The sequence below is a fragment of the Nocardia sp. NPDC057227 genome, assembly GCF_042669725.1.
Lineage (GTDB): Bacteria > Actinomycetota > Actinomycetes > Mycobacteriales > Mycobacteriaceae > Nocardia > Nocardia asteroides_A.
Window position 1 is genome coordinate 123450 of record NZ_JBHUXA010000001.1, and the last position, 23982, is coordinate 147431.

The window sequence follows — 23982 nt, forward strand, 5'->3', positions numbered from 1 at the left end:
CTACTGTCGCCGCGCGAGGCTGATGGCTCGTCCAGAAGGTGCATCCAGAAGTGCCAGGACGCCGTCCATCGATGCGAAATCGCCGGTCCGGCAAGGGGTATAGGGACCGTCCACCGAAACGGCGCACAGCCGTCCAGAATTCAAGGAAGGTTCCATCCACGATGCCCACCCCGACACTGCCGCCCAGCACGATCCCGCGCCGCCAGCTCGGCCGCTACCTGCGCGATCTCCGCCAGGAGGCCGGGTACTCGATCGCCAACGCCGCCAGACTGATCGAGCGTGGGGCCGGCACGCTCCAGCGGCTGGAGAAGGGGCAGGCGGGACGGATCCGGACGCTGGACATCAAGGCGCTGTGCCAGCTGTACGAGGTACCGGAGAAGCTGCCCATGCTGCTGGAGCTGGTGCAGGCGGCCGATTCGAACGCCGGGGACGGCGGGCTGTGGTGGCAGGAGTACTCCGATGCCATTCGGGCCGATTTCGAGTTGTACGTCAGCCTTGAGTCATCGGCGACGAAGTTGACCACCTTCCGGCCGGACATCGTCAGCAGGCTGTTCCAGGCCGCCAATTACGCGCGGGCACTGGACGACCTGTTCGAGCCCGGCGCCACCGCCGAGCAGATCGAGCACCGCGCGAACGTCCGGATCAACAGGCAGCGGATCATCACGCGCAAGCGGAACCCCGTGCCGGTCGAGCTGCTGGTGGACGAGCTCGTGCTGCGCCGCGCGGTAGGGGGGCCGAGAGTGATGGCCGGACAGTTGACGCACCTCGCGGACCTGCCCGCGAACGTGACGGTCCGACTGCTCCCGTTCACGACGGGCTACCCGCTCGGAGTGGCTACGGGACCCTTCACGATCCTCGATTTCGACGAGGCCACCGGCGAAATGCCGACCGTGTTCGTGGAAGGCTTCCGTGGCAACATGTATTACGACAAGGCCGAGGCGGTGAACCACTTCCGGAGCACGTTCGCGCGGCTCCGGGCCGCCGCCTTGTCGCCGGCAGACAGCAAGCACGCGCTCCGGCGCATGGCGAGGGAGTACAAGCAGTGACACCGGATCTGTCCGACGCGCAATGGTTCAAGTCCAGCTTCAGCGGCGGGAACAACGACTGCGTCGAGGTCGCCCACCTGGGTGAAGGGCTCGTCGGAGTGCGGGACTCCAAGAACGCCGCCGGTCCGGCTCTGGTTTTCGCCCCCGGGGAGTGGGCCGCCTTCACCGCGGGCATTCGGGGCGGCGAGTTCGGCTCCTAGTCCGGGGGTCGGAGGAAGCTGCGCACGATCACGGCGGCGCGCAGCTGCCACAGCGACTCGAGCCGGGTGAGATCGAGGCCGAGGAGCCGACCGGCCTTGTCGAGCCGGTTGCGCACCGTGTTCGGGTGGACGCCGAGTGCCTCGCCCGTGGCCGAGCGGCCGTACTCCTGCCGCAGGTACTCGAGCACGGTGTCGAGCAGCTCGGGGTGCCCGTCGAGCGGGGTCAGCAGGCGGGCGAGGTGATCGCGGCCGGGTCCGGGGCGGGTGAGCTGGTACTCGAGGGCGAGGTCGGCGACGCCGAACACGCCCGGTTCGGCGCGCATCCGCACCGCGAGCTCGAGCAGTTCGCGGACCGGCTCGGCGCGGGTGGCGATCGGATCGTCGTCCGGTTCGGTCTCCGCGGTGGTCGTGCGGGCGCAGACAAGGGAGAACTCGGCCACTGGCTCGTCGTTCTCGCGCAGGACGCGAAGGGAAAAGCGGTCCCAGCGGCGGGCACTCACGGGCTGGTCGCCGCCGCGAGGCAGGCGTCCCGGATCGCGGCGGGATCGTCCGCGTCGGAGCTCGATATCCGGACGAAGCGCAGGTCGGGGCTGCGGTCGCCGAGTTCCCGGTATCCGGCGCGCAGGGTCTCCAGGTGGGCGAGGTTCTCGTGGGTTTCGCGTTGGCCGCCGCGCAGGGCGAGGCGGCGCGCCGCCTCGGCGGGGGGCGTGTCCAGCCACAGCACCCGGTCCGGGAGGGTGGTGCGGTAGGTCTGGGCGAGGCGGGCGACGGCCGCCTCGGTTCCGGTGCCGAGGATCGCGACGAGCTCGTCGAGCACGGTCGTGAGGTCGCCGCCGATGCCGACGCGGTCCTGTTCGAGGGTTTGCCAGCGGCGCAGCGCGGCCGTCGCGCCGGGGAGGCGCTGTTCGGCGTGGTCCAGCACGGCTCTGCTGCCGGGGGCCGCGCGGCCGGCGAGGCGGGCGTAGAGCGGGGCGTAGACGAGGGTCTCGATGATCGGGTGCCGTTCGCAGACCAGGACGTCGGGCCGGTAGGTGCGCAGCAGGAAGTCCTCCACCGGACCGTAGAGGGTCATCCGCAGGTACAGCGTCGCGGCTTTCACCACGGGGTTGCCGAGCGCGTCGGCGGCCTCCCCGACGGCGGCGAGTTTGCGGGAGAGGTCGTGCAGCGGGCCGTCACCGTTGTGGTGCAGGTCGGGGCAGCTGATGGTGAGCAGGCGGTCGTCGCGGAACTCGTCCCGCAGCCGCGCGATGAGCGAGGACTTGCCGCAGCCGTCGATGCCGACCACGGCGATGCGGGCGGTCACCGGCGGGCCGCCGCGGTGACGGCGTCGAGCATGGTCCGGGTGAGCGCCGCCGGGGCGGCGGTGGCGTCGAGCTCGATCCAGCCGAGTTCGGTGCCGAGCCGGTCCAGTTCCGCGTGGCTGCGGCGCTGGAATTCGAGGAAGCGGGCGGCGTCGCCGTAACCGCTCTCGTAGTCGCTGCGGTCGGTGCGGCGGGCGAGCGCGGTCTCCGGGGTGACGCGCAGGTGGAAGGTGAGCGCGGGCGGTGGGAAGGCGGCGGTCGCGGCGCGCAGGGTGGCCGGGTCGCCGCCGTGCGCGATCTCGGTGGCGAAGTACTTGTACCAGTAGGCGTTCAGCAGCAAAATACGCGGTTTGCGGGCCAGTGCCAGGTCGAGACCGGCGTGCAGGGCGTGGAAGAGGAAGTGCGCGCGGGCGTTCGGGCCGAGCACGCTCAGGTAGGCGAGGACGGCGACGCGGTCGGCGAAGGGCAGCCGGGCACCGAGTACCGGGTCGGCGAGGGCGTCCCAGATGCCGGCGGTGGCGGTGTCGACACCGGCCTTAGTCAGGGCCGCGGTGAGGGCGTCGATCTGGGTGCTCTTGCCGGAGGCGTCGCCGCCGGCGACGCAGACCAGCAGCGGGGGCTCAGGCGGGGTCATCGAGCCGCTCCACCAGGCCGGAGCCGCCGTCGAGCCGGACGGTCTCGCCGTCGCGGATGGTCGCCATGAGCCCGGGCACGCCGACCACGGCGGGGATGCCGAGTTCGCGGGCGAGCACCGCGGAGTGCGACAGGGTGCTGCCGCGTTCGATGAGCAGCCCCTTGACGCTCGGGAAGAGCGGCCCCCAGCCGGGATCGGTGCGCAGCGCGGCCATGATGGTGCCGCGCACGTCCAGGTCGTCATCGGGGCTGCGGACCACGCGGATCGGTCCCTGCACGATGCCGGGCCAGCAGCCGGTGCCGCGCAGGGTGCGGCCGTCACCGACCGGCTCGGCGGCGGCCGCGGCGGTGGGGGTCAGGACGTCGGGCGGGCCGGTGGTCTCGAACTGGTTCGGTGGCTCGGTGTGTTCGTAGCGGGCGAACTCGGCGATCCGGGTGCGGGCCAGCGCGGCGAGGTCGGTGGTCATGGAGCGGCCCTCGGTGAAGCCCTGGATCTCCTCCATGGTCAGGTAGAAGACGTGGCGCGGCTCGTCGAGGCGGCCCGCGGCGCAGAGCACCTCGCCGACCCGCAGGTAGACCGAGCGCCCGACGCCGACGATGCGGGTGCGGGTGAGCCGCATGCGTTCCCGGTCGCGGACCGCGGTGCGGGCCTTGCGCAGCACCCCGGCGAGTTTCTCGCGGCGGCCGCGGGGCAGGGCGTCCAGGATCTCGCGCTCGAAGGCGGCGCGGCGCAGGGCGTGGTCGCGTTCGAGCGCGTCGGCGTCGATGGCGTCGTCGCGGACGTAGTTGCGCAGGATGGTGCCGATGAAGGACGGGTCCTGGCGCAGCGACACCGTCTCCAGTTTCTGCTCGCCCATGCAGCGGTCGCCGTAGCGGTCGAGGTAGGCGTCGAGTTCCGCGGCGACGGCGGGGGCGGCGGCGCGCACGGCGTCGAGGCCGGCGCGCGGGTCGCCGGTGTAGAGCGCGATGCGCAGGTCGGGGGCGCGGCGGATGTCGGCGGCCAGCCGCATCAGGATCAGGGTCGGTTGCAGTGATTCGACCGCCTCCTCGGAGGCGAGCAGCCCGGCCACGGTCTCCTCGGAGCCGCCGGCGGCGGCCAGGATGCGCCTGGCCCGGCCTGCCTGGTTGCTCAGGTAGAGGTCGTTGAGGATCTGCACGGCCCAGCGGTCGAACAGGTTCAGGCCGCGCTCGGCGAGGTCGAGGAGCTGGTCCAGTTCGGTGGCGGTGTCCAGGTCGTGGCGGATGCGCTCGACCTCGGCGCCGACCTCGCGCTGGAACCGCTCGACCAGCCTGCCCCGGTTCAGCATCCGCCAGCCGAGCACCACGAAGACCGGGGCCAGCTGCGGGATGGCGGCGAGCCGTTCGGCGGGGCCCGCGTGGATCCCCTCGATGAAGTCGACCGGGTGCTCGACACCGATCATGCGCTCGACGTCGTCCTTGTTGCGGTCGAAGAACGGGGCCAGGCGCAGCACCCGGTACCAGTTGTTGATGTTGTAGTAGACCCGGCCGGAGACCAGCCCGACCATGTTGCGCAGCACCTTGTCGTTGGCGGCGATGGTCCGGTCGCCGACGCCGATCAGATGCAGCGTCTCGCGGAAGATCACCTCGTAGACCTTGGCCGCCCAGGAGAAGGTGAGCGGGGTGGTGACGCCGTTGAAGCTCTCCTGGATATTGCTGTTGTCCCACACCGTGCGCCAGGTGCCGAGCGCGGCCACCGCGGTGATCGGGCGGGTCTGCAGGATGACGAGCTCGCCGGCGCGGAAGGTCCACTCGATGTCCTGCGGGCCGCCGATGGCGTCGGCGATCCGGACCCCCTCGCGCACCAGCTCGGCGGTCTGCTCCGGGCTCAGGCAGCGGATCCGGCGCCGCGGCTCGGCGACCACGCGCTGCTCGGCGCCGCCGCCGTCGGCGCGGCCGTACTCGATGTCCTTGTCGGCGAGGGTCACCGACACCTCGGTGCCGTCGTGGCCGACGGTGAACTCGTCGGTGGCGCAGGCCCCGCTCACCACGCCCTCGCCGGTCCCCCAGCAGGCGCTGACGACCGCCCGGTCGGTGGCGCCGGTGACGGGGTCGGTGGTGAACAGGACGCCGGAGACCTCGCCGTCGACCATGTCCTGGATGATCACCGCGACCGGGGAGGCGGCCTCGGCGCCGGTGTAGTGCAGGGCGCGCGGGCTGAAGGCGGAGGCCCAGCAGCGACGCACGGCGTCGAGTACCTGGTCGGTGCCGGTGAGGTAGAGGAAGGACTCGTAGATGCCCGCGTAGGAGCGGTCGGCGCCGTCCTCCCCGACGGCCGAGCTGCGCACCGCGACGCGCTCGCGTCCGTGCAGGGCCTCCTCGATCTCGGCCGCGAGCGCGGGATCGACCGGGGTGCGGCGGATCTCGGCGCGCAGGCGTTCGGCCGCTTCGGCTCGGGCGGGGTCGTCGGCGGCGAGGAGCTGCCGGTGCAGTTCGGGCAGTTCGCCCCGGGTCAGGTGAGCGGTGAAGCCCTCGGTGCCGAGCACCACCCAGGGGGGCACGGTGGCGCCGGCGCGGGTCAGCCGGGCCAGCCCGGCCGCCTTGCCGCCCGCCCAGCCGGTGTCGCCGTCGGCGACAAGAGTGCCGTCACGCAGCACGGATACGTCGGTTCGCTGATTCATTCGACCCTCATCGCTTCGATGATGTTGACGGTGGAGACGCGCCACGCGGCGGGCAGCGCGCCGAGCAGGCAGAGCAGGAGCGCGCCGAGCGCCAGCGCGTAGGCGCCGGGGACCGGGGCGAAGGCGACGTCGACGTTCCAGGCGCGGGAGGAGGCGAGGTCGGCGACGACCTGCTGCACCGAGCCGAACGCCAGCCCGAGCACCCCGCCCACCACGGCGAGCCCGGCCGCCTCGGCGAGCACCGTCGCCACGGCGAACCGGCGGGCGGCGCCGATGGCGCGCAGCACGCCGATCTCGCGGCGCCGTTCGAGCACCGAGAGCAGCAGCGTGTTCAGCAGCGCGACCGCGGCGATGATCGTGACGATGATCCAGATGAGGTGGTTCAGGACGGTGGCCTGGTCGAGCGCGGCGGCGAAGCCGCGCACCGCCGCGTCGCCGCTGTAGACGTGGACGCCGGGCGGGACCGCGCCGCGGACCTGGTCGAGTGCGGCGCCGGGGTCGGCGCCCGGCTCGAGTCCCAGTTGCACGGCGGCGGTGCCGGTGTCGCCGAACCACTCCTGCACGAGCGGGAGGCCGAGTGCCAGTGCGCCGTTCAGGGCGGAGAAGAAGGCGACCTCCGCGAGGATCGGGACCGCGTGGGCGCCGGTGGGGCTCGGGACCGTGAGGGCGTCGCCCACCCGGAGCGACAGCGCGTCGGCGAGGTCGCGGGAGACGACGGCGCCTTCGCCGTCCAGGACGCGGCGCGCCACATCGGGGCCGGCGGCGTCCAGCAGGGCATTCGCCGAGCCGGGGGCGACGCCGTAGGCGAGGGCACGTTGTTCGCCCAGGTCGACGTAGGTGGCCTGGTCGGCGACGACCGTCGCGACGGCGGACAGCGCGCGCAGCCGGTCGGCGGTGTCCGCGGGGAGCCTGGGCCCGGTGGGGAAGGCTCCGGCCGGGGTGGTCGAGACCCAGATGTCGGCGCCGCGCAGCACCTCGAACGACTTCTCGGTCGAGGTCACCGCGTTGCTGTTGCCCGCGCTGATCGCGAAGCTGGCCGCGACCGCGACCGCGACGGTCATCAGCGTCGCCCAGGAGCGTTTCGGCGAGCGGCGGATGGTCTCGGCGGCGAGCGCGCCCGCGCCGCCGCACCGGTTCGCGACCGCGGCCGCCGCACGCACCAGCACCGCGCCGACCGCGAAGCCCGCCGCGATCTCGGCGGCGAACATGGTCGAGATGCCGCCGTTGGCGAGGATGCCGGGCTGTCCGGTCGCGACCAGCACCGCCGCGACGGCCAGCACCGCGGCGAGCACGGCCGCGCCGATCCGCGCCGCGGGGCGGATGCGGTCGACCGGGGAGACCCCGACCGGGGCCAGCGCCTCCACCGGCGAGACCAGGTAGACCTGCCGCGCCGCCAGTGCCGCTGCGGCCAGGCAGACGGCGACCGCCGCGACAACGGCGAGCGGGATCGTCCACCACGGCACCGCGAATTCGATCCGGGCGGAGACGGATTGCAGGAATATGTCCGGAAGCCGGCCGACCGCGGCGCGGCCGAGCAGCAGCCCGAGCACGGCGCCAGCCAGCGCGCCGAACAGTGCCGAGACGGCGGTCTCGGCGAGCAGGTCGGCGACGATGCTCCGGCGGGTCGCGCCGAGCGCGCGGAGCATGGCGATCCGCTGCCGCCTGCCTGCGATCGCCAGCCCCATCGCGGTGTAGATGAGGAAGGCGGCGACCAGGAACGACATTCCGGCGGCGGAGACGGAGACGAAGCGGATGAGCTGGACGCCGTTGCTCGCCGCGGCGCGGTGGGCCGCTGGCTCGCCGACACCGGCCCGGCCCGCGACCACGGCGGTGACGTCGCGGCGCAGCGCGGCGGGGTCGGTGCCGGGCGCGGCCACGATCAGGACGGAGTCGATGCGGTCGCCGCGGCCGGCGGCGCGCTGCGCCAGCGGGAGCGGCGCGAGCAGGAAGCGGCCGCCGTCGAACCGTTCGACGCCGTCGAGCACGGCGGCCACGGTCACCCGGGTGTCCTGTACGGCGATGCTCTCCCCCGCCGCGAAGCCGGTGTTCGGGCCCGCCAGCACCCCGTCCGGGGTGGCGGGCGGGACCCGCAGGTGGTCCTGGAGCGGGCTGTGCAGCGCCGTCGCGGAGGCGTCGGTGCCGATCAGCAGGGCGGTGCCGCGCGCGGTGGTCACCGGGGTCTGCACCAGCGGGACGGCCGCGGCCACGCCGGGAACGGCGGCGACCTCGGTGCGCAGCGCCGCCGGGATGCCGGCGCCGGAGAACGCCGAGACCTCCAGCGCGGCATCGCCGGTGGTGCCGTGGGCGAAGTCGTCGAGGGAGCGGTCGATCGAGCCGATGATCGACAGCACGGTGACCAGCAGCGCGGTCGAGACCGCGACCACCGCGCCGGAGGTGAGCGCGCGGGCGCGGTGCGCGGACCACTCCCGGACGCCGAAGACCCACCACCGGTTCAGCGCCGACCTCACGGCGCCTCGCGGCCGGTGTCGTCGGCGACCCGGCCGTCCCGCAGTGTCACCACGCGGTCGGTGCCCGCGGCGGCCTGCTGGTCGTGGGTGACCATGACGACCGCGCGCTGCCGGTCGCCGTCGCGCGCGAGCCGGGCCAGCAGTGCCATGAGCTCGTCGCCCGCGTGCGTGTCGAGGTTGCCGCTCGGCTCGTCGGCCAGCACGATCGGCGGGTCGAGCATGAGCGCGCGGGCCACCGCCACCCGCTGCATCTGGCCGCCGGAGAGCTGGGCGGGGCGGTGCTCGGCGCGGTCGGTCAGCCCGACGGTGTCGAGCAGGTCGTGCGCGCGGGCGCGGGCGCCGCGCAGGGTGCCGCCGTCGAGCAGCGATGGCAGCGCGACGTTCTCCCAGGCGCTCAGCGTGGGGAGCAGGTTGAAGAACTGGAAGACGAAGCCGATGGTGTGGCGCCGGAAGGCGGCCTGCCGCTGTTCGCCGAGCCCGTCCACCGGTTCGCCCCGGAAGGCGACCCGGCCGCTGTCCGGGGAGTCCAGCGTGCCGAGCAGGTGCAGCAGGGTGCTCTTGCCGGAGCCGGACGGCCCGACGACCGCGGTGAAGGTGCCCGCGTCGAAACGCAGGCTGACCCGGTCGAGCGCGCGCACCTCCCTGCCGCCGACGGTGTAGGACTTGCTCACCTCGCTCAGCTCGAGCATCGAACCACCTCGTCGACGGAGGCCAGCGGCGCGCCGAGATAGCCGGTCTCGGTGCAGAAGTCGAGCAGGGTGCGCAGGTAGGCGGGGCCGGTGTCCGGTGCCGGGGTGCCGAGCAGTGCGGCGGTGTTGGCGGTGTCGAAGCTGCGGCGGGCGTCGAAGTAGCCGGTGTACTGGGCGCCGATGCGGAGGTAGTACTCGCGCTCGAGGTCGCCGAGGTCGGCGAGTACGAAGGCCGACTTGGGGACGAAGCGGGCCACCTCGAACGAGGGGTACTCGGCGAGCACCTCCGACATGCCGCGCAGCGACAGCGGGTCGGCGCCGACCGCGTGGAAGGTGCGGCGCTCGGTGAAGTCGGTGACCGCGGCTACCACGGTGTCGGCGACGAAGTCGACCGGGGCCAGCGAGAGCGTGGCGTCGTAGCGGCCGGGCAGGGTGCGCAGTTTGCCCTCCACGATCAGTTTGACCACGGTGTAGAGGTTCTTGTAGTCGCGGATGGCGCCGCTGCCGGTGTAGCCGGTGACGATGCCGGGGCGCACGATCGACCAGCGCAGCCCCTCGGTGTTCCTGACGTGGGTCTCGGCGTCGAACTTGCTGCGCTCGTAGCCGTTTCCGAACCCGTGCGCGTCGCCGAGGTCGTCCTCGGCGATGACGCCCTCGCGGCGGCCGCAGACGTAGGCGGTGCTCACGTACACCAGCGGGACGTCCAGCTCGAGGGCGAGCGCGCAGGCGTTGGCGGTGCCCGCGACATTCAGTTCGTCGTAGTCGCGCTGCGGCGCGGCGAAATCGGTGGTGGCGGCGCAGTGCACGATCGCCCCGACCCGGCCGGACATGGCGCTCGCGTCCAGGCCGAAACCCGGCGCGCGCACGTCACCGCGCACGGCGGTGACCGGCGCCTCCGGATCGTCGGCGAACGCGGTCGCGGGCAGCCGGTTCCCGGCGCAGTCCACGATGCCGGGGGTGCGGTGGGTGAGCGCGACGACGTGCCGTCCGCGCCGGTGCAGCCGGGCGGCCACCTCGGCGCCGACCAGCCCGCCCGCGCCGGTGAGCAGCACGGCGGTCACCGGCGTTCCCCCGCCGTCGCGCCGCGGACCAGCCCGACGACGTCGCCGACCCGCAGGATGTCGGCCAGGTCCTCGGGGTTCTGCCTCGGCAGGGCGAAGACGCGCTCCAGGGCGACGGTGAGCTCCATCAGCCGGATGGAGTCGAAGCCGAGGTCGTCGATCAGGCGTTCGTCGTCGCGCACGCGCTGCGGGGTGTCGGGGGCCATGCGGGCGATGAGGGCGCGGACGGGTTCCGCGATGGCGTCGTCGGTCATCGGTCGATCTCTCCGTTCGGGTCGGTGCCGCGCTGGTGCGGCTGGGCGCCACCGGAGGCGAGCAGGTCCTGGACCTCGTCGATCGGCAGCTCGGTGTCCAGGTAGGCCGCGAGCCGCAGCCAGTCGTAGGTGATCCGCAGGGTGGCGCGCCACTGCTCGTGTGAATCGAAGGAGGCGGGAAAGGCCAGGTCGGCGGTGGTGCGGACGGTGTCGACGAGGTCGTCCAGGACCGCGAGCCCGGCGTTCTGCGGTGCCCCCGCGAAGCCGACCCGCGCTGCGGCGTCCACCCGGGCCAGCAACTGGTCGCGGCCGGGCAGGCCGGCGGGTACGAGCCGCTCCAGCGTGGCGACCGGGGCCACGTCCGGGGGGAGCGGGCTGATGCCGAGGGTGCACAGCAGCAGCCGCACCGCGCCCTTGAGCAGCCGGTCCGCGGCGGCCTCCGCCACCCGGGGCTGCCCCTGGCCGAGCGCGCCGACCAGGTCCTCGCGGGCGTTCTCCACGATCACGTTGGACCAGACCAGGGCCGAGGCGCACTCGGTGAAGCGGGTGGCGGGGAGCGGGCTCAGCGTCACCGGCTGGCCATCGGCCCTGGTGCCGCCGCCGATGCCGAGTACCGGGCTGACCGGGCACGGGGCGAGGGTGGACGGGCCGAGCGGTTTCACCATCGCCACCGCGGGCCGGATCGCGGACTCGCGGCCCCAGCGCAGGCCGACCAGGCCGAGGCGGACGAACTCGGCGAGTTCGGCGTGCAGTGGCTCCGGGGTGCGCGTGAGTACCTCGGAGACGGAGCGGCCGAAGACCACGCCGCGCCAGGCTCTGGCGGCGCGGTCGGAGAGGACCAGCACGTCGGAGCGGCCGCGCACCACGTGGATGCGGCCGTCGATGGGCCAGGTCGTCACGCCGTCGACGCGGGTGAGCACCACCTGCGCGGGATCGTCGGCGACCGCGACCCCCAGCTCCGCGGCCAGCGCCAGCGCGGAGGCGAGCGCCGACGCGGGGGCGGGCTCGGGGCCCGTGCGCAGTGCGCGGAGCTGCTCGAAGTAGCGGTCGGCGAGCGCGTCCGCGCCGAGCCGGTCGAGCTGCGGGCCGAGCCACTTGCTCTCCAGATAGGTCTCGCCGCGCTCGGCGAGATGCCCCTTGACCGCCTGTAGCAGCCCGTCGGCCGCCCAGGCCGCGGCGGTGCCGTGGTCGCGCAGCGCGGCCAGGGCCACCGCTTGGCGCAGCGACTGGGTCGCGCGCGCCGACCACCAGCGGGCCAGCACCCGGCTCAGCTCGGGGAACGGCAGCGCCTGCCGGAGCCCGGCGATATCGGCCGCGCCGGGGCGAACGACCGCCGCCCTGGCGAAACGCTGGCAGCGGTTGAGCAGGTCCTGGTCCAGGTCGAGCAGGGCGGCCCCGGTGATCTCCTCGTCCAGTGCGGCCTTGCGGACCAGGTCGAGCTGCGCGCGCAGCTCGCCCTCCGATCGGGTGCGCACCTCGACCCGGCGCCCGCCGAGGAAGAGCACCGACGGCATCACCGGCGTCGGCTCCGCGCCGGGCGAGACCGCGAGGAAGTCGATATCGGAGCCCTCGTTGCCGAACCCCTCCGCGATCGAACCCTCCAGCAGGACCGTCGCCGCCGCGGGCACCTCGACCGCCGCGAGCGCCTGCTCCAGCAGCCGGCTCAGCTCGGCGTCACCGAGCCGAGAGAGGGAGGCGCGCCGCTCGCCGAAGACCGGGGCGGAGTCGGTCTCGACCGCGTCGGTTCCGTTGTCGCGGTACAGCTCCCACATGAGCCTGCGCCGCGGCTTACCGCTGGACGTGCGCCGGATCAGCCCGCGCTCGCCGGTGACGACCACGCAGTCGCGGGCGGGGCCGAGTTCGGCGCGCAGCGCCTTGCGGGCGGCGTCCGTCCAGTCGCCGGGGGCGTGCTCGGCGAAGAGCACGACGCCCTGGCTGGCGCCCGCCTCCGGCATGGCGACCGCGGCGAAGGTGTGCTTGGGCAGCCCGGTCTCGCGGGCGATCCTGGCATCGAGGTCCTCCATGAAGACCGACCGGCCGCGCACCTTGAGGCTGGAGCCCATCCGGCCGAGTACGAAGAGCCTGCCGCCGCGCAGGAAACCCGCGTCGCCGGTCCACAGCTCGCCGCCGGCGAAGCGGGTGCCCGCGGCCGACTCCTGGTCGGCGCCGTGGTAGCCGGTGGCGACCGAGGCGCCGCTGAGCACCACCTCGCCGAGCACGCCCGGGGGCAGTTCGGCGCCGTCGGTGCCCGCGATGCGCACCGCGACCGCCGCGGCCGGGCCGCCGAGCCCGACCAGCCAGCCGCCCCCCGACAGCGGCTGGCCCCGGTACGGGGTCTCGGCGACGACGGCGACGGCCTCGCCGAAACGGGTTGCGGCGCTGTCGATCCGCACCGCGACCGGGGTCTCGCCCGAGCGGGTGATGGTGGCCATGAGCGTGGACTCGGCCAGTCCGTAGGCGGGGCGCAGCGCGGCCGGGTCGTAGCCTGCCCCGGCCAGCAGGGCGGTGAAGGCGGCGACGTGTTCGACATCGACCGGTTCGGCGCCGGTGATCAGCGACCGCAGGCCGGACAGGTCCAGGTCGGCGAGATCCTCGGGCCGGACCCGGCGCGCGGTGTAGCCGAGCCCGAACGACGGCGCGACCGCGTGCTGGGCCTGCGCCATCGCCCGCACCCAGCGCAGCGGCTCGCGGATGAACTGGTCGGGGCGCATCAGGTACAGCTCGCCCTGGCCCGCGATGGTGGCGATGACCGCGCCGACCAGTCCCATGTCGTGGTAGAGCGGGAGCCAGGAGACGGTGGCGTCGCCGGGGCGCCAGCCGATCGAGTCGGTGATGTAGGCGACGTTCGCGGCGAGGTTGCGCCAGCTGATCGGCACCCCCTTCGGCGCACCCGACGAGCCCGAGGTGAACTGCACCAGCGCGCGATCGGTACTCGCTGGCGCTCCGGTGCCCGCAGCAACCGCACCGAGTTCCGCCGTGGCCGCACCCGCGGCGTCCTCCGGCAGGGTCACCGGGGTGCCCGCCACCCCGGAGTCCGCCATGGCGGCGCCGATCGGCCCCTGCAACTGCTCGGTGGTGACAACCAGCCGCGGGGCGGCCCGGGTGAATTGCGCGCGCAGGTGCTCGCCGTACTCCCCGCCCGCGCCGAACACCGGCGGCGCCACCATGGTCACCGTCGCCCCGCTCGCCCACACCGCGAACATGGTGGCGATGCAGCGCATCTCGGTCGGCAGCACCACGCACACCCCGTCGCCCGCGCGCAGCCCGGCGGCGGCGAGCAGGGCGGCGACGGCGCGCACGTCGGCGGCGAGCTCGGGGTAGCCCCGCCTGGTCCAGCCGCCGTCGTCGTCGGCGAGCCGCACCCCGCCGGTCGGATCCGGGTTGTCGAGCCAGCCACAGATGGCCCGGTAGTCGTCGGAGGGCACGCGTTCTCGCTTCTTCTCGTCGGGGTTCGTCGGCACGGGCGTCACACCCGCTCGGCCAGGAACTCGGTCAGCGCGTCGGGGGTGGAGTGCTCGAACAGGTCGACCACGCTCAGCTCGGGCAGGCCGAGCCGGGCGCGCAGCCGCTCGCCGACCTGCAGCACCATCGCCGAGGTGCCGCCCGCGTCGAAGAACCGGGTGGAGCCGTCGAACTCGGTGCTGCCGAGCACTTCGCTCCACACCTCGGTGACCACGGCGTCCAGCCCGGCAGCGGTGCGGTCGTCCGGGGTGGCGGCGGGCGCGGTGTCGCGGTCCGCGGTGTACAGCCGGGTCAGCGCCTCGGCGTCGAGCTTGCCGTTGGTGTTCACCGGCAGCACCGGCAGCACCAGGTAGCGGTCGGGGTGGAAGGCGCGGGGCAGCAGCGGGTGCAGCCGTTCCCGAACCGTTGCGAGATCGCCGTCCCCGTTCAGGACCAGGAAGCACACGAGTTCGGCGGTGAGCCCCGCACCCGCCACCCGCACGTGCGCGTTCGCGACCGGCCCGGTCCGGTGCAGGGCCCGCTCGACCTCGCCCGGCTCGAGGCGGTGGCCGCGGATCTTGACCTGGGTGTCCATCCGGCCCGCGACGACGAACTGCCCGTCCGCGCCGAGCGTGCCCCGATCACCGGAGAGGTAGCTGGGCACCCCGTCGATCTCGACGATCCGCGCCCGGGTCAGCTCGTCGTCCCGGAGATACCCGAGCATGAGCCCGGGACCGCTGATCACGAGCTGGCCGGGGACGCCGCGGGGCAGCACCCGATGCGCGGCGTCGACCACGGCCATGCCGGTGTCGGCGAACGGCCTGCCGATGACGGACCGCTCCGGCGAGCGGGCCGGGACACGAAATGCCGTGTGGTACATGGTGGTCTCGGTGATGCCGTAGCAGTTCATGACCGCCACGTCGGGGCGGGCGGCGACGAACCCGGCGACGCTGCCGTACTCCAGCCGCTCCCCGCACAGCAGCACGTGGCGCAGGCTGTCGAGGTTCCGCAGCCGCGGCCCGTGCATGGCGAACGCCGACGGCGTCTGCGACACCACCGCCACCCGGTGCCGCTCCAGGAACGCGCCGAGCGCGGCCGGGTCGCGCTTGACCTCGGCACCGGGAATACACACCGCGCCACCGGAGAACAGCGCACCGAAGGTCTCGACGATGGAGATGTCGAACGACATCGAGTGGAACAGCAGCCAGCGCTCCGCCCCGATGCCGGTGGCCTGTCGCAGGCCGTCGAAGAAGCGGACCGCGGCGTCGTGGCCGATCCGCACGCCCTTCGGGGTGCCGGTCGTGCCGGAGGTGAAGATGATGTAGGCGAGATCGTCCGGGCCGGGCCGGGCCGCCGGTGCGGGCGCGGGCGGCAGCCGCTCGGGCATGGCGATCGTCCGCACACCGACCTCGGGCAGCGGGTCGCCATCCGGTGCGCGCGTGCCGACCTGGTCGGCCGGGCCGGTGACGATGGTGATGTCGGGGCAGGCCGCGGCGATCTGGGCGACCCGGGCCGGTGCGGCCGCCACGTCGATCGGCACGTAGACCTTGCCCGCCTTGAACACCCCGAGCATGGTCGCCACCAGCCGCACCGACGGCGCGATCGTGACGCCGACCAGCGCGCCGGGGACGTGCGCGCGCAGCCAGGCGGCGACGGCGTCGGAGAGCGCGTCCAGCTCGGCGTAGCTCAGCCGTTCGTCGTCGGTGCGCACAGCGGTTGCGTCGGGGTCACGGGTGACCGCGGTCGCGAACTCCTCGGCCAGGCTGCGCCGCGGAAAAGCGGTGACCGGGTCCACTCTGGCGGCGAGATCGCCTTCTGCCCAGCTGATCTCACCGAGACGCAGCTGCTCCGGATCGGCGACGACCTGGTGCAGCACGTGCCGGTAGAGCGCGCCGATATCGGCATCGGGCAGCTGGTCGGCGCGCTGGACGAGCAGCGCGGGCTGGTCCGCGCCCACCTCGACGGTCACCGAGAGCGGGTGCTGTAGGTAGCGGCGGTCCACGTGCAGTGCCTCGCCCGCCACGCCTGCCACGACCGCGGCCAGTGGGCGCGGGTACAGGGTGAAGGCGACCGAGGGCTGGGTGGCGTCCATGGCCTCGGAGCCGATCAGGCTGCGGGAGAACTCCGAGAACGGCAGCTGCTCGAACTCGAGCAGCCCGCGCAGCTGGGCCTCGGTGCGGGCGCAGAGCTCGGCGAAGCCGAGCTCCGGGCGCAGATCGAACCGGATCGGCAGGGCATTGACCCGCACGCCGCGGGTGGTCGCCGAGCCCGACCCCGAGCGGCGATTGGACATCGGGGTGGAGACGACGACGGTGTCCGTCCCTGCCAGGCAGCCGGCGGTGAGCGCCAGTGCCGCCAGCAGCACCGTGTAGCGGCGCACGCCGAGCGCGGTCCCGGCCGACTTGGCGCGGTCGTAGTCGGCGCGCGGCAGCGGTTCGCGCCGGATGCCGCCGGTGATCCGGCCGTCGGGGTCGCGGTCGCGCCAGCCCTCGACGCGCAGGTCGTCGAGCCCGGCGAGCACGGCACCGAAGTGCCGCACCGCGTCCGCGCGGCTCGGGGCGGGCGAACCGGCGGTGTCGGCGGGCGAACCGGGGTCGGGGCTGGTGTAGGCGGGGTCGGCGTAGCGGGCGGCGAAGTCGGCGAGCAGGTTGTAGAAGCCGAAGCCGTCGGAGAGCACGTGCGCGCCGGCGAAGAGGAAGTAGGCGTCGTCGCCGGTGGTGGCGATCTCCGCGCGGTAGAGCGGGGCGATCGCCGGGTCGAAGACGCTGTCGCCGAGCCATCCCACCTCGGTCCGGACGGCGGCGAGGTCGGGGTAGCGGGTGACCGGGACCGGTGCCCGCACCTCCGTCGGGGTCACCACGACATCGCCGCTGCCGGTAAGCGTGAAAGTCTCGGTGAAGGCGCGATTGCCGTGCAGGATCGCCTCGACGGCGGCGGCGAACCGGACCGGGTCGGTCCCGGCGGGCAGCCGGGAGAGCAGCGCCCAGTTCTGCGCCGGGTCGGCGGGGCGCAATGCGGCGGCGAGCACCAGGTGCCGCTGGATCGGGGATGCGGGTCTCATGGGATGGCCCTTCTCGTGCGCAGCGCCCGCTCGAGCAGCTCGGCCGCCGCCCCGCGGCAGGGCTGCTCGGTGAAGACGGTGTAGTGGTCGCCTGGGGTGTCGAAGGTCTGCACGTCCGCCCGGGTCCAGCGGGACCAGTCGGTGCCGGCGGCGGGGTCGATGCCGACGGCGCGGGCCCGGGCCGTGGTCAGCGGGATCTCGGCGCGCAGCACGGTGATCGGCACCGAGATCGGAGCCGTCGGCCGGTAGCCGCGCAGCGCCTTCGTATTGGCCAGCCACAGCGATTCGAAGGCGGCGAGGACGCCGGTGGGGTCGGTGCCGGGCAGTTCGGCGGCGGCCGTGCGCGCGATCGCGCCGACCTCGCGGCTCAGCGCCTCCGGGTCGACCGGTTCCGCCCCGAACGCCTGCGGCGGGAAGGAGTCGATCAGCACCAGCCCGGCCGGTGGGGTGCCGTCGGCGTCGAGCTGCCTGGCCATCTCGAAGGCGACATTGCCGCCGAAGGAGTACCCGCCGAGCACCAGCTCCGGGGTGACGGCGCCCCGTTCGCGCAGGGTGCGCACGCAGGCCGCGGCGATCTCCTCGACGGTGTGCGCGCCGCGCACCGCGCGGAACGCCGCCAGGGTCAGCCGCGGCGCCGCGCGCTGGAGCGCGGTGTAGCCGAAGTTCGTGCCGCCCGCGGGCGGGTACAGGTAGATCCGCGGCTCGCCCGCGCCGAGGACGAGCAGCTCGCCGCCCGGGGTCGGCGTCCGCTGGGCGCGTGCCTGACCGGCCAGGATCGCGGCCAGGTCACCGATCCGGGAGACACCGTCCAGCGCGTCGAAGTCGACCCGGAAGCCGATGCTGTCGGTGAGCGTGCCCGCCAGCGCGACCAGCGTCATGGACTCCCCGCCCGCGGCGAAGAAGTCGGTGTCCTCGTCCGCCGCGCCGCCCAGCTCGGCCACGGCCAGCCGCACGAACAGGGCGTGCGCGTCGTCCGCGCGGGCGGGTGCGGGCGCCGCCAGCAGCGGCAGGCTGTGGCGTTCCGGGTTCAGTGGGCTCGGCGGGAGCCAGATCCGCTGTCCGGCAGTAGGTTCGGGATCGGCGGCGGTCTCCAGCGCGAACTGGGCGGCCACCGCGCCGGAGACCACCGACTCGGGCGCGAACTGGGCGGCTACCCCGCCGGAGACCACCTGCTCGGGCGCGAGCTGCTCGGCCAGGTCGGTGGCAGAACCCGCCGACCCCGACCAGACGTGCTCGTGCCGGACCCGGCGATCCAGCGTGGCGGCGATATCGCGCACCGCCAGCTCCGGGTTCGCCCGCAAGTACTCGGCCAGCCGCTGCCGGTACGCGCGCAGCCCGTCCACCGAGCGGGCCGAGACGACCACCGGGACCGACCCCCCTTCGGCCGGTCCCGGCGCCCTCGCCTCGGCCCGCCGCAATACGACGTGTCCATTGGTGCCGCCCATGCCGAACGAGCTGACGGCGGCGTACTCCAGGTCGGCGACCGGCACCGGCTCGGTGGCGAACGCGAACCGCGAATCCGCGAGCGGAACAGCGGGATTGGGCGCGGTGAACGCGGGCTGGGGGAAGATCGTTCCGCCGCGCAGCACCAGCACCGCCTTCAGCAGCCCGACCATGCCCGCCGCGACGTCGAGGTGGCCGTACCCGGCCTTCGCCGCACCGAGGTAGCAGCGCCGCGCCGCCGGATCCGCGTACGCGCGGGAGAGCGCGCGGAACTCGATCGGATCGCCGAGCGGCGTTCCGGTGCCGTGCGTTTCGAGATAGCCGACCTCACCGGGGGTGATCCCCGCCCGGTCCAGCGCGGCCGCGAGCACGTCCTGCTGCCCGCCGACCGCGGGCGCGCTGTACGCCATCCGCTGCGCGCCGTCGTTGTTGATCGCCGAACCGGCGATCACCGCGAGCACGGGATCGCCGTCCGCCCGCGCATCGGCCAGCCGCCGCACCACGACGACCCCGCCGCCGCTGCCGCGAACGGTCCCGTCGGCGGCCGCGTCGAAGGGCCGCGAGCGTCCGGTGGCCGAGAGGATCCCGCCCGCCTCGTGCAGATATCCCTGCTCCTGTGGGAAGGCCAGCGATGCCGCCCCCACCACCGCGGTGTCGGCATCACCGAACGCCAGCCCCAGGCATGCCTGGTGCAGCGCGACCAGCGAACTCGAGCACGCACTCTGCACGGTCAGCGCGGGCCCGGTGCAGCCGAGCCGGTAGGCGATCCGGCTGGCAAGGAAGTCGCGGTCGTTGCCGAGCAGCGCGCGGTAGTCGACCCGGGCCGGGCCCGGCTCCGCCGCGGCCACCCGGCCGTGCAGCCAGGTGGACGCCGAGGCCGTCGCGTACACCCCGATCCGAGCGCCGGAGCGCGCGATCCCGGTCGATTCCAGCGCCTCGTGGGCCAGCCGGAGCAGCAGCCGCTGCTGCGGGTCGGTCCAGCGCGCCTCGGTGGCGGTCAGCCCGAAGAACTCGCGGTCGAACAGCTCCGCCTCGGGCAGCACCGAGGCGACCGGCACCTCGTTGTCGTCGGCGAGCACGCGCGGCACCGGGCCGAAATGCGTTGCGCCCGCGAGCAGATCGGCACGGAAGCGATCCAGGTCTGCGACGCCGGGCAGCGCGAGCGCCGCCCCGACGATGGCGAAGGGCTCCACTGCCTCAGATCACCGCCAGCAGCGCGGCGACCGAGACGATCTGCCCGATCAGCCACAACCCCGCCGACATCTCCGCGACGTCCTTGACCCGGAACCGGTCCGGCTTCAGCAGGAACCGCACCGCCGCCCCGATCGGGAGGAGCGCGGTGGCCCCGAGCGCGACGACCGCCCACCGGCTGTCCGCGCCCGCGGTGTGCAGCACGACGACCTCGAGCACGGTGGCCAGCACGGCGAGCACCACGAGGACCGCGACCGTGCCCGCAAGGCCGAGCGACCGGGTCCACGACCCCGCCGTCTTCGTGTAGTCGACCACGGTCGGCCGGTCGTCGTCGGGCGTGCGGGACTTGCGCGCGATCTCCAGCAGCAGCGCCGCCACACACCAGAGCGCCACCAGCCACCACACCGCGGCGGGGACCAGCCGGTCGCCGCCGCCCATCTGCGCGATCCACACCGAGCCGAAGCCCCAGAACGGCACCACGCTCAGGGCGAGCAGCACCCGCCGCGACTCCAGCCACGCACCGATGGCCGCCCATTTCACCTGCACGAACTGCACCAGGTTGTTGGTCACGAAGATGACGACCCACCACAGCGTCACCCGGCCGAGCCCGCCGTCGATCCAGATCGAGACCGCCACCGAGACCACCAGGCAGAGCACCGCGATCACCCGCAACTGGGTGAAGGTCACCAGCCCGCGCTGCAGCACCCGCTCCGGGTAGTGCTCGGCGTCGTGCGCGGCGTCCTTGTTGTCGTCGATGCAGCGCACCATGAGCGTGTAGGCGACGAAGGCCGCGAAACCGGCCCAGGTGGCGGCGCGCAGCGCGGGTTCCTGGTCGGTGATCGCCTGGCCGAAGAGGAAGGCGGCCAGGAACATGGGCAGCTGCGCCGCGACCTGCCAGGCGGGGAAGCGCTCGTTGGAGTAGGCGAGCAGCCGCAGTGCGAACGGGGACTCGGTGGTGATGGCGGTGGTGGTCACGAGGGGGTTCCTTGTCGCTGTCCGGCTGCGGTGAGCGCGCCGGAGATCTGGTCCGGTGCGCCGGGGACGGGTTGCGCTGGGTCGGCCCCGATCGCGACGATCCGGTTGGCGGCGTCGACGTGCACCACCCGCGGCCGGTGGGCGGCGAGCTCGGCGGGGTCGAACTGGCCGTAGGCGATCACGATCACCAGGTCGCCCGGGTGCACCAGGTGCGCGGCCGCGCCGTTGATCCCGATCACCCCCGACCCGGGCTCGCCGCTGATCACGTACGTGGTGAGCCGGGCGCCGTTGGTGATGTCGACGATGTCGACCTGTTCGCCCTCGAGGATGTCGGCCGCACGCAGCAGCTCGGCATCGATGGTGACCGAGCCGACGTAGTGCAGGTCGGCCTGGGTGACGGTGGCGCGGTGCACCTTGGCGTGCATCACAGTCCGGCGCACGACGGCTCTCCTTCCGGTTGGTTCGCCAGTCGGGCGAAGGTGATCGGGTCGTGCGCGGCGAACACGGTGACCGGCCCGCCAGGCAGGCGGGTGAGCTCGGCCAGCCGGTGCAGCGTGCGCACCCGGGCGGCGGCGAGCCGCGGTTCGGGCACCCCGAACGCCGCGCCCGCCAGCAGCAGCCCCGGCAGCAGCCGATGGAGCTGGAGTTCGGAGACGAAGGCGTCGCCCGCGTGCAGCAGCCACCGGTCTCCGGTGTCGATCGCGACGCCGACATGCCCCGCGGTGTGCCCGTAGAGCGGCACCAGCCGCAGCTCCGGCGGCAACCCGCCCGGCGCCGTGACCCCGGGAAAGCCGAACCACTCGGCCCCGCCGCGCTCGTGGATCGACCACCGCGGGCCGTGCGCCCACTGCGCGGTGCGGTAGCGCCAGCGGTCGCTGCCGGTCGGCGCGGCGGCGGCGCGCAGCTCGGGGCCGTGCACGTGGATGCGGGCCGAGGGGAAGTCGCTGATACCGCCGGCGTGGTCGTAGTCCAGGTGGGTCAGCACGATGTGGCCGACGTCGCGCGGGTCGTACCCCAGCGCCTCGACCTGCCGCAGCGCGGTGTGCTCCGGGTCGAGCCGGGGGGCGAGCACCCGCCGGGTCCAGCCGAGCCTGCGGTCCGGCTCCGCGAGATCGGCGGTGCCGAAGCCGCTGTCCACCAGCACCAGCGCGTCGGCGGTCTCGACCAGCAGGCAGTGCGTGACGATCCCGCTCGCGAGCGGGCCGCAGTCCAGGTGGTGCACCTTCATCCGCGGTTCCGCTCGATCTCGCCGAGCCGCGCCACCGTGGCGACGACCCGCTCCAGGAACGAGAGCCGGTGCGCGGTGTGCACCATCAGGTACAGCGAGAGCCTGCGCACGGTGAAATCGGCCAGCGCCAGCCGGTAGCCGCGGCGCCAGCGCACCGGGTCGAGCGCGACGCCCGCGGCCCGCTCGACCGCGAGCCGGTGGTGCTCGAGGTGGCCGTCGACCTCCGCGGCGGTGGCCGCGGGGGTCAGCACGTAGGCGAGCAGCTCGGCCAGGTCGCGCTGCGGCACGTGCACCGAGGCCAGCTCCCAGTCGTAGGCCACCAGCTCGAACCGCTCCGCGACCGGGCGCAGCCCGATATTGCGGGAGTTGAAGTCGTTGTGCACCAGCGTGCGCGGCATGGCCTCCAGCTCCGGCCACCAGTCGGCGACGGTCTCGATCCACGCGATGGTCTCGGCGAGCCACTCGCCGCCGACCAGCTGCGGGTACTCGCGGTGGTGGTGCTCGTAGAGCCCGCGCCACAGCTCGGCCATCTCGACCATCCGGCCGGTCTCGGTGGCCGGGCCGAACCAGGGCTTCGCGACGAGTTCGCCGGTGCGGTTCAGCCAGTGCCCGTGCACCGGTGCGATTCCGTCGAGCGCGGCGCGGACGTGGGCCGGGCGCCAGTCCTGCGGGCGGTCGGCGGAGTCCTTGAGCAGCACGTCGTCGCCGAGCCGCTCCAGCAGCAGCAGGTACGCCTCGCGGTCCGGCGCCTGGTGGATGCCGTGGCAGCGCGGCATGATCGCCGCCAGCGGACCCGGGTCCCGGTACAGCTCCAGCTCGCGCATGTGGGTGCCGAGGAAGCCGCTGGCGTCGCTGCCCCGCGACCACGCCTCGGCCAGCCTGCCGCCCGCCAGCGACACCAGCCGGTGCGCGGCCAGCACCACCTCGCCGTCGAGCGGCTTGGCCTTGACCACGAGCTCGAGCGGGGCGGCGTCGTCGTCGAAGTGCACGTCCACCGGCAGCACCCCGACCAGCTTCTGGGTGCTCACCCGGTGGGTCAGCTCACTGATCACGCTGGACTCGGTGTTGTCGCCGATGACCTTGACCGTCTGCACCCGGCCGTCGCCGGTCAGGGTGCGCTCGAAGAACTCCGGGGTCAGGTCGAGCGCGGTGAACCAGCGGACCGGGCGGTTGCGGCCGAGCCGCTCGTGCGCGGTCGCGAACTGGCCGCCGATCACCGCCGACAGCGTCGAGAGGTCGAGCGCCAGCGCGAATCCGGCGATGATCTCGGCCAGCCTGCCCGCGGTCCCGGTGCCGACGCAGCCGAGCATCTGCAGGTAGTCGGCCTGCTGCGGCAGGCCGGTGCCGCCGCCGACGGTGCCGATCGCCAGCGCGGGCAGCAGCAGCGAGGCGTAGACGCCGTCGCCGTCCGGCTCGATATTGAGGATCCCGGCGCCGGACTCGTGCACGCAGGCGATGTCCTGGCCGGTCGCGGCGAAGAGCGCCGCGATCGCGTTCGCCACATTGATGTTCGGCGCGATGCCGCCGCCGAGCGCGGTGCCGATGACATTGATCGAATACGCCCGGCACAGCGCCGCCTGATCGACCTTCAGGACATGGGCGAGCGTGGCGCCGTCGATCCGGCACTCCGCGGTCACCCTGGTGCCGCGGCCGTTGATCAGCGAGCGCTGGCTGAGCTTCTTGTCCCCCGCGGTATTGCCCTCGACGCAGAACGAGCGCAGCGCGATCTCCGGGTCGTCGGCGAGCTGCTTCTCGATCCACAGGCAGGCCCGCCAGGTGCACGCGGTGGTCATGTTCTGCCCGGAGGCGTCGCCGGTCTCGTACTCGAAGACCAGGTCGACGCTGCGCCCGATCTGCATGGGACGCAGCCCGACCAGCCGCGCGTGCCGGGAGACATCCGCGACCTGCGCGCCGAGTTCGTCCTGCCTGGCCAGCGCCCACGCCGCGAAGCGGTGCGCGCTCACCACGTCGTCCAGGTCGAACCGCGGCGAGCGGACCATGCGCTGGCCGAGCACCCGCGTGCTGACCCCGCCCGCCCGGGACACCGCGTGCGCGCCCCTGGTCGCCGAGGCGACCAGCGCGCCCTCGGTGGTGGCGAACGGCGCGGTGATCCACCCGGTCGCGTGCTCGCCGGTGAAGCGCAGCGGCCCGGCCAGCCCGACCGGGATGGTCACGCTGCCGACCAGGTTCTCGATATTGCCGACCAGCCGGGCCGGGTCCAGGTCGAAGGTGTCCAGTGCGCGCAGGCTGCCGCCGGTCTGCGCGCGAATCCACTCCAGCCGCCTGCGCCTCGCACTCTCGCTCTCGTGTCCGCGGTCGGGCACGCGGGGCATCTGAGCCGTCTGATCGCGC

Annotated in this window: 17 protein-coding genes; 2 read left to right on the forward strand and 15 right to left on the reverse strand. The window is 73.8% G+C overall.

All coding sequences use genetic code 11. The annotated features are described in order from the left end of the window. The first annotated feature begins 161 nt into the window (after positions 1–161). Both ACFUJ1_RS00645 and ACFUJ1_RS00650 read left to right on the forward strand, forming a co-directional pair. Positions 162–1046, forward strand: coding sequence for a helix-turn-helix domain-containing protein (locus ACFUJ1_RS00645; RefSeq protein WP_378640970.1), 885 nt, complete (start codon positions 162–164; stop codon positions 1044–1046). Then, positions 1043–1246: a DUF397 domain-containing protein gene (locus ACFUJ1_RS00650; protein WP_378640972.1), complete on the forward strand. Its 204-nt coding sequence runs from the start codon at positions 1043–1045 to the stop codon at positions 1244–1246. Before ACFUJ1_RS00645 ends, ACFUJ1_RS00650 begins: the two co-directional genes overlap by 4 nt. Here ACFUJ1_RS00650 and ACFUJ1_RS00655 read toward each other — a convergent pair. The 15 genes from ACFUJ1_RS00655 to ACFUJ1_RS00725 are packed head-to-tail and all read right to left on the reverse strand — an operon-like array spanning position 1243 to position 23954. Next, positions 1243–1686, reverse strand: a complete 444-nt coding sequence (locus ACFUJ1_RS00655; protein ID WP_378640974.1) for a PucR family transcriptional regulator — start codon at positions 1684–1686, stop codon at positions 1243–1245. The genes ACFUJ1_RS00650 and ACFUJ1_RS00655 overlap by 4 nt on opposite strands. Positions 1687–1742: 56 nt before the next feature. After that, positions 1743–2549 carry a hypothetical protein gene (locus tag ACFUJ1_RS00660; RefSeq protein ID WP_378640976.1) on the reverse strand — a complete coding sequence of 269 codons (807 nt, stop codon included), beginning with the start codon at positions 2547–2549 and terminating at the stop codon, positions 1743–1745. Next, positions 2546–3181 carry a hypothetical protein gene (locus ACFUJ1_RS00665; RefSeq protein WP_378640977.1) on the reverse strand — a complete coding sequence of 212 codons (636 nt, stop codon included), beginning with the start codon at positions 3179–3181 and terminating at the stop codon, positions 2546–2548. The genes ACFUJ1_RS00660 and ACFUJ1_RS00665 overlap by 4 nt, the downstream gene beginning before the upstream one ends. Next, entirely contained in the window at positions 3168–5819 is a 2652-nt protein-coding gene (locus ACFUJ1_RS00670; protein WP_378640979.1) for a phosphoenolpyruvate synthase, read from the reverse strand. Before ACFUJ1_RS00670 ends, ACFUJ1_RS00665 begins: the two co-directional genes overlap by 14 nt. Next, entirely contained in the window at positions 5816–8287 is a 2472-nt protein-coding gene (locus ACFUJ1_RS00675; protein WP_378640981.1) for an ABC transporter permease, read from the reverse strand. The genes ACFUJ1_RS00670 and ACFUJ1_RS00675 overlap by 4 nt, the downstream gene beginning before the upstream one ends. Further along, positions 8284–8976, reverse strand: a complete 693-nt coding sequence (locus tag ACFUJ1_RS00680; protein ID WP_378640983.1) for an ABC transporter ATP-binding protein — start codon at positions 8974–8976, stop codon at positions 8284–8286. The genes ACFUJ1_RS00675 and ACFUJ1_RS00680 overlap by 4 nt, the downstream gene beginning before the upstream one ends. After that, complete coding sequence (locus ACFUJ1_RS00685) at positions 8964–10037, reverse strand: SDR family oxidoreductase (protein WP_378640985.1); 1074 nt, start codon at positions 10035–10037, stop codon at positions 8964–8966. The genes ACFUJ1_RS00680 and ACFUJ1_RS00685 overlap by 13 nt, the downstream gene beginning before the upstream one ends. After that, the gene (locus ACFUJ1_RS00690) at positions 10034–10291 is read right to left on the reverse strand and encodes an acyl carrier protein (protein ID WP_378640987.1); all 258 of its coding nucleotides are present in this window, start codon (positions 10289–10291) and stop codon (positions 10034–10036) included. Before ACFUJ1_RS00690 ends, ACFUJ1_RS00685 begins: the two co-directional genes overlap by 4 nt. After that, the gene (locus ACFUJ1_RS00695; RefSeq protein ID WP_378640989.1) at positions 10288–13752 is read right to left on the reverse strand and encodes a DUF6001 family protein; all 3465 of its coding nucleotides are present in this window, start codon (positions 13750–13752) and stop codon (positions 10288–10290) included. Before ACFUJ1_RS00695 ends, ACFUJ1_RS00690 begins: the two co-directional genes overlap by 4 nt. Before the next feature lie 5 nt (positions 13753–13757). After that, positions 13758–16793: an amino acid adenylation domain-containing protein gene (locus ACFUJ1_RS00700; RefSeq protein WP_378640991.1), complete on the reverse strand. Its 3036-nt coding sequence runs from the start codon at positions 16791–16793 to the stop codon at positions 13758–13760. Continuing rightward, positions 16790–19429: a beta-ketoacyl synthase N-terminal-like domain-containing protein gene (locus tag ACFUJ1_RS00705; protein ID WP_378640993.1), complete on the reverse strand. Its 2640-nt coding sequence runs from the start codon at positions 19427–19429 to the stop codon at positions 16790–16792. The genes ACFUJ1_RS00700 and ACFUJ1_RS00705 overlap by 4 nt, the downstream gene beginning before the upstream one ends. A 4-nt stretch (positions 19430–19433) precedes the next feature. After that, the gene (locus tag ACFUJ1_RS00710) at positions 19434–20402 is read right to left on the reverse strand and encodes a hypothetical protein (protein WP_378640994.1); all 969 of its coding nucleotides are present in this window, start codon (positions 20400–20402) and stop codon (positions 19434–19436) included. Continuing rightward, positions 20399–20827, reverse strand: a complete 429-nt coding sequence (gene panD / locus ACFUJ1_RS00715) for an aspartate 1-decarboxylase (protein WP_378641887.1) — start codon at positions 20825–20827, stop codon at positions 20399–20401. The genes ACFUJ1_RS00710 and panD overlap by 4 nt, the downstream gene beginning before the upstream one ends. After that, complete coding sequence (locus ACFUJ1_RS00720) at positions 20827–21630, reverse strand: MBL fold metallo-hydrolase (RefSeq protein WP_378640996.1); 804 nt, start codon at positions 21628–21630, stop codon at positions 20827–20829. Before ACFUJ1_RS00720 ends, panD begins: the two co-directional genes overlap by 1 nt. After that, positions 21627–23954 carry a hypothetical protein gene (locus tag ACFUJ1_RS00725; protein ID WP_378640998.1) on the reverse strand — a complete coding sequence of 776 codons (2328 nt, stop codon included), beginning with the start codon at positions 23952–23954 and terminating at the stop codon, positions 21627–21629. The genes ACFUJ1_RS00720 and ACFUJ1_RS00725 overlap by 4 nt, the downstream gene beginning before the upstream one ends. Between the last annotated feature and the right edge of the window lie 28 nt (positions 23955–23982).

Bases quoted from the DNA above. Each gene is read 5' to 3' on its own strand.
- ACFUJ1_RS00665 (WP_378640977.1), bottom strand. From the start codon at position 3,181: ATGACCCCGCCTGAGCCCCCGCTGCTGGTCTGCGTCGCCGGCGGCGAC.
- ACFUJ1_RS00690 (WP_378640987.1), bottom strand. From the start codon at position 10,291: ATGACCGACGACGCCATCGCGGAACCCGTCCGCGCCCTCATCGCCCGC.
- ACFUJ1_RS00645 (WP_378640970.1), top strand. From the start codon at position 162: ATGCCCACCCCGACACTGCCGCCCAGCACGATCCCGCGCCGCCAGCTC.
- panD (WP_378641887.1), bottom strand. From the start codon at position 20,827: ATGCACGCCAAGGTGCACCGCGCCACCGTCACCCAGGCCGACCTGCAC.
- ACFUJ1_RS00670 (WP_378640979.1), bottom strand. From the start codon at position 5,819: ATGAATCAGCGAACCGACGTATCCGTGCTGCGTGACGGCACTCTTGTC.
- ACFUJ1_RS00720 (WP_378640996.1), bottom strand. From the start codon at position 21,630: ATGAAGGTGCACCACCTGGACTGCGGCCCGCTCGCGAGCGGGATCGTC.
- ACFUJ1_RS00680 (WP_378640983.1), bottom strand. From the start codon at position 8,976: ATGCTCGAGCTGAGCGAGGTGAGCAAGTCCTACACCGTCGGCGGCAGG.
- ACFUJ1_RS00700 (WP_378640991.1), bottom strand. From the start codon at position 16,793: ATGAGACCCGCATCCCCGATCCAGCGGCACCTGGTGCTCGCCGCCGCA.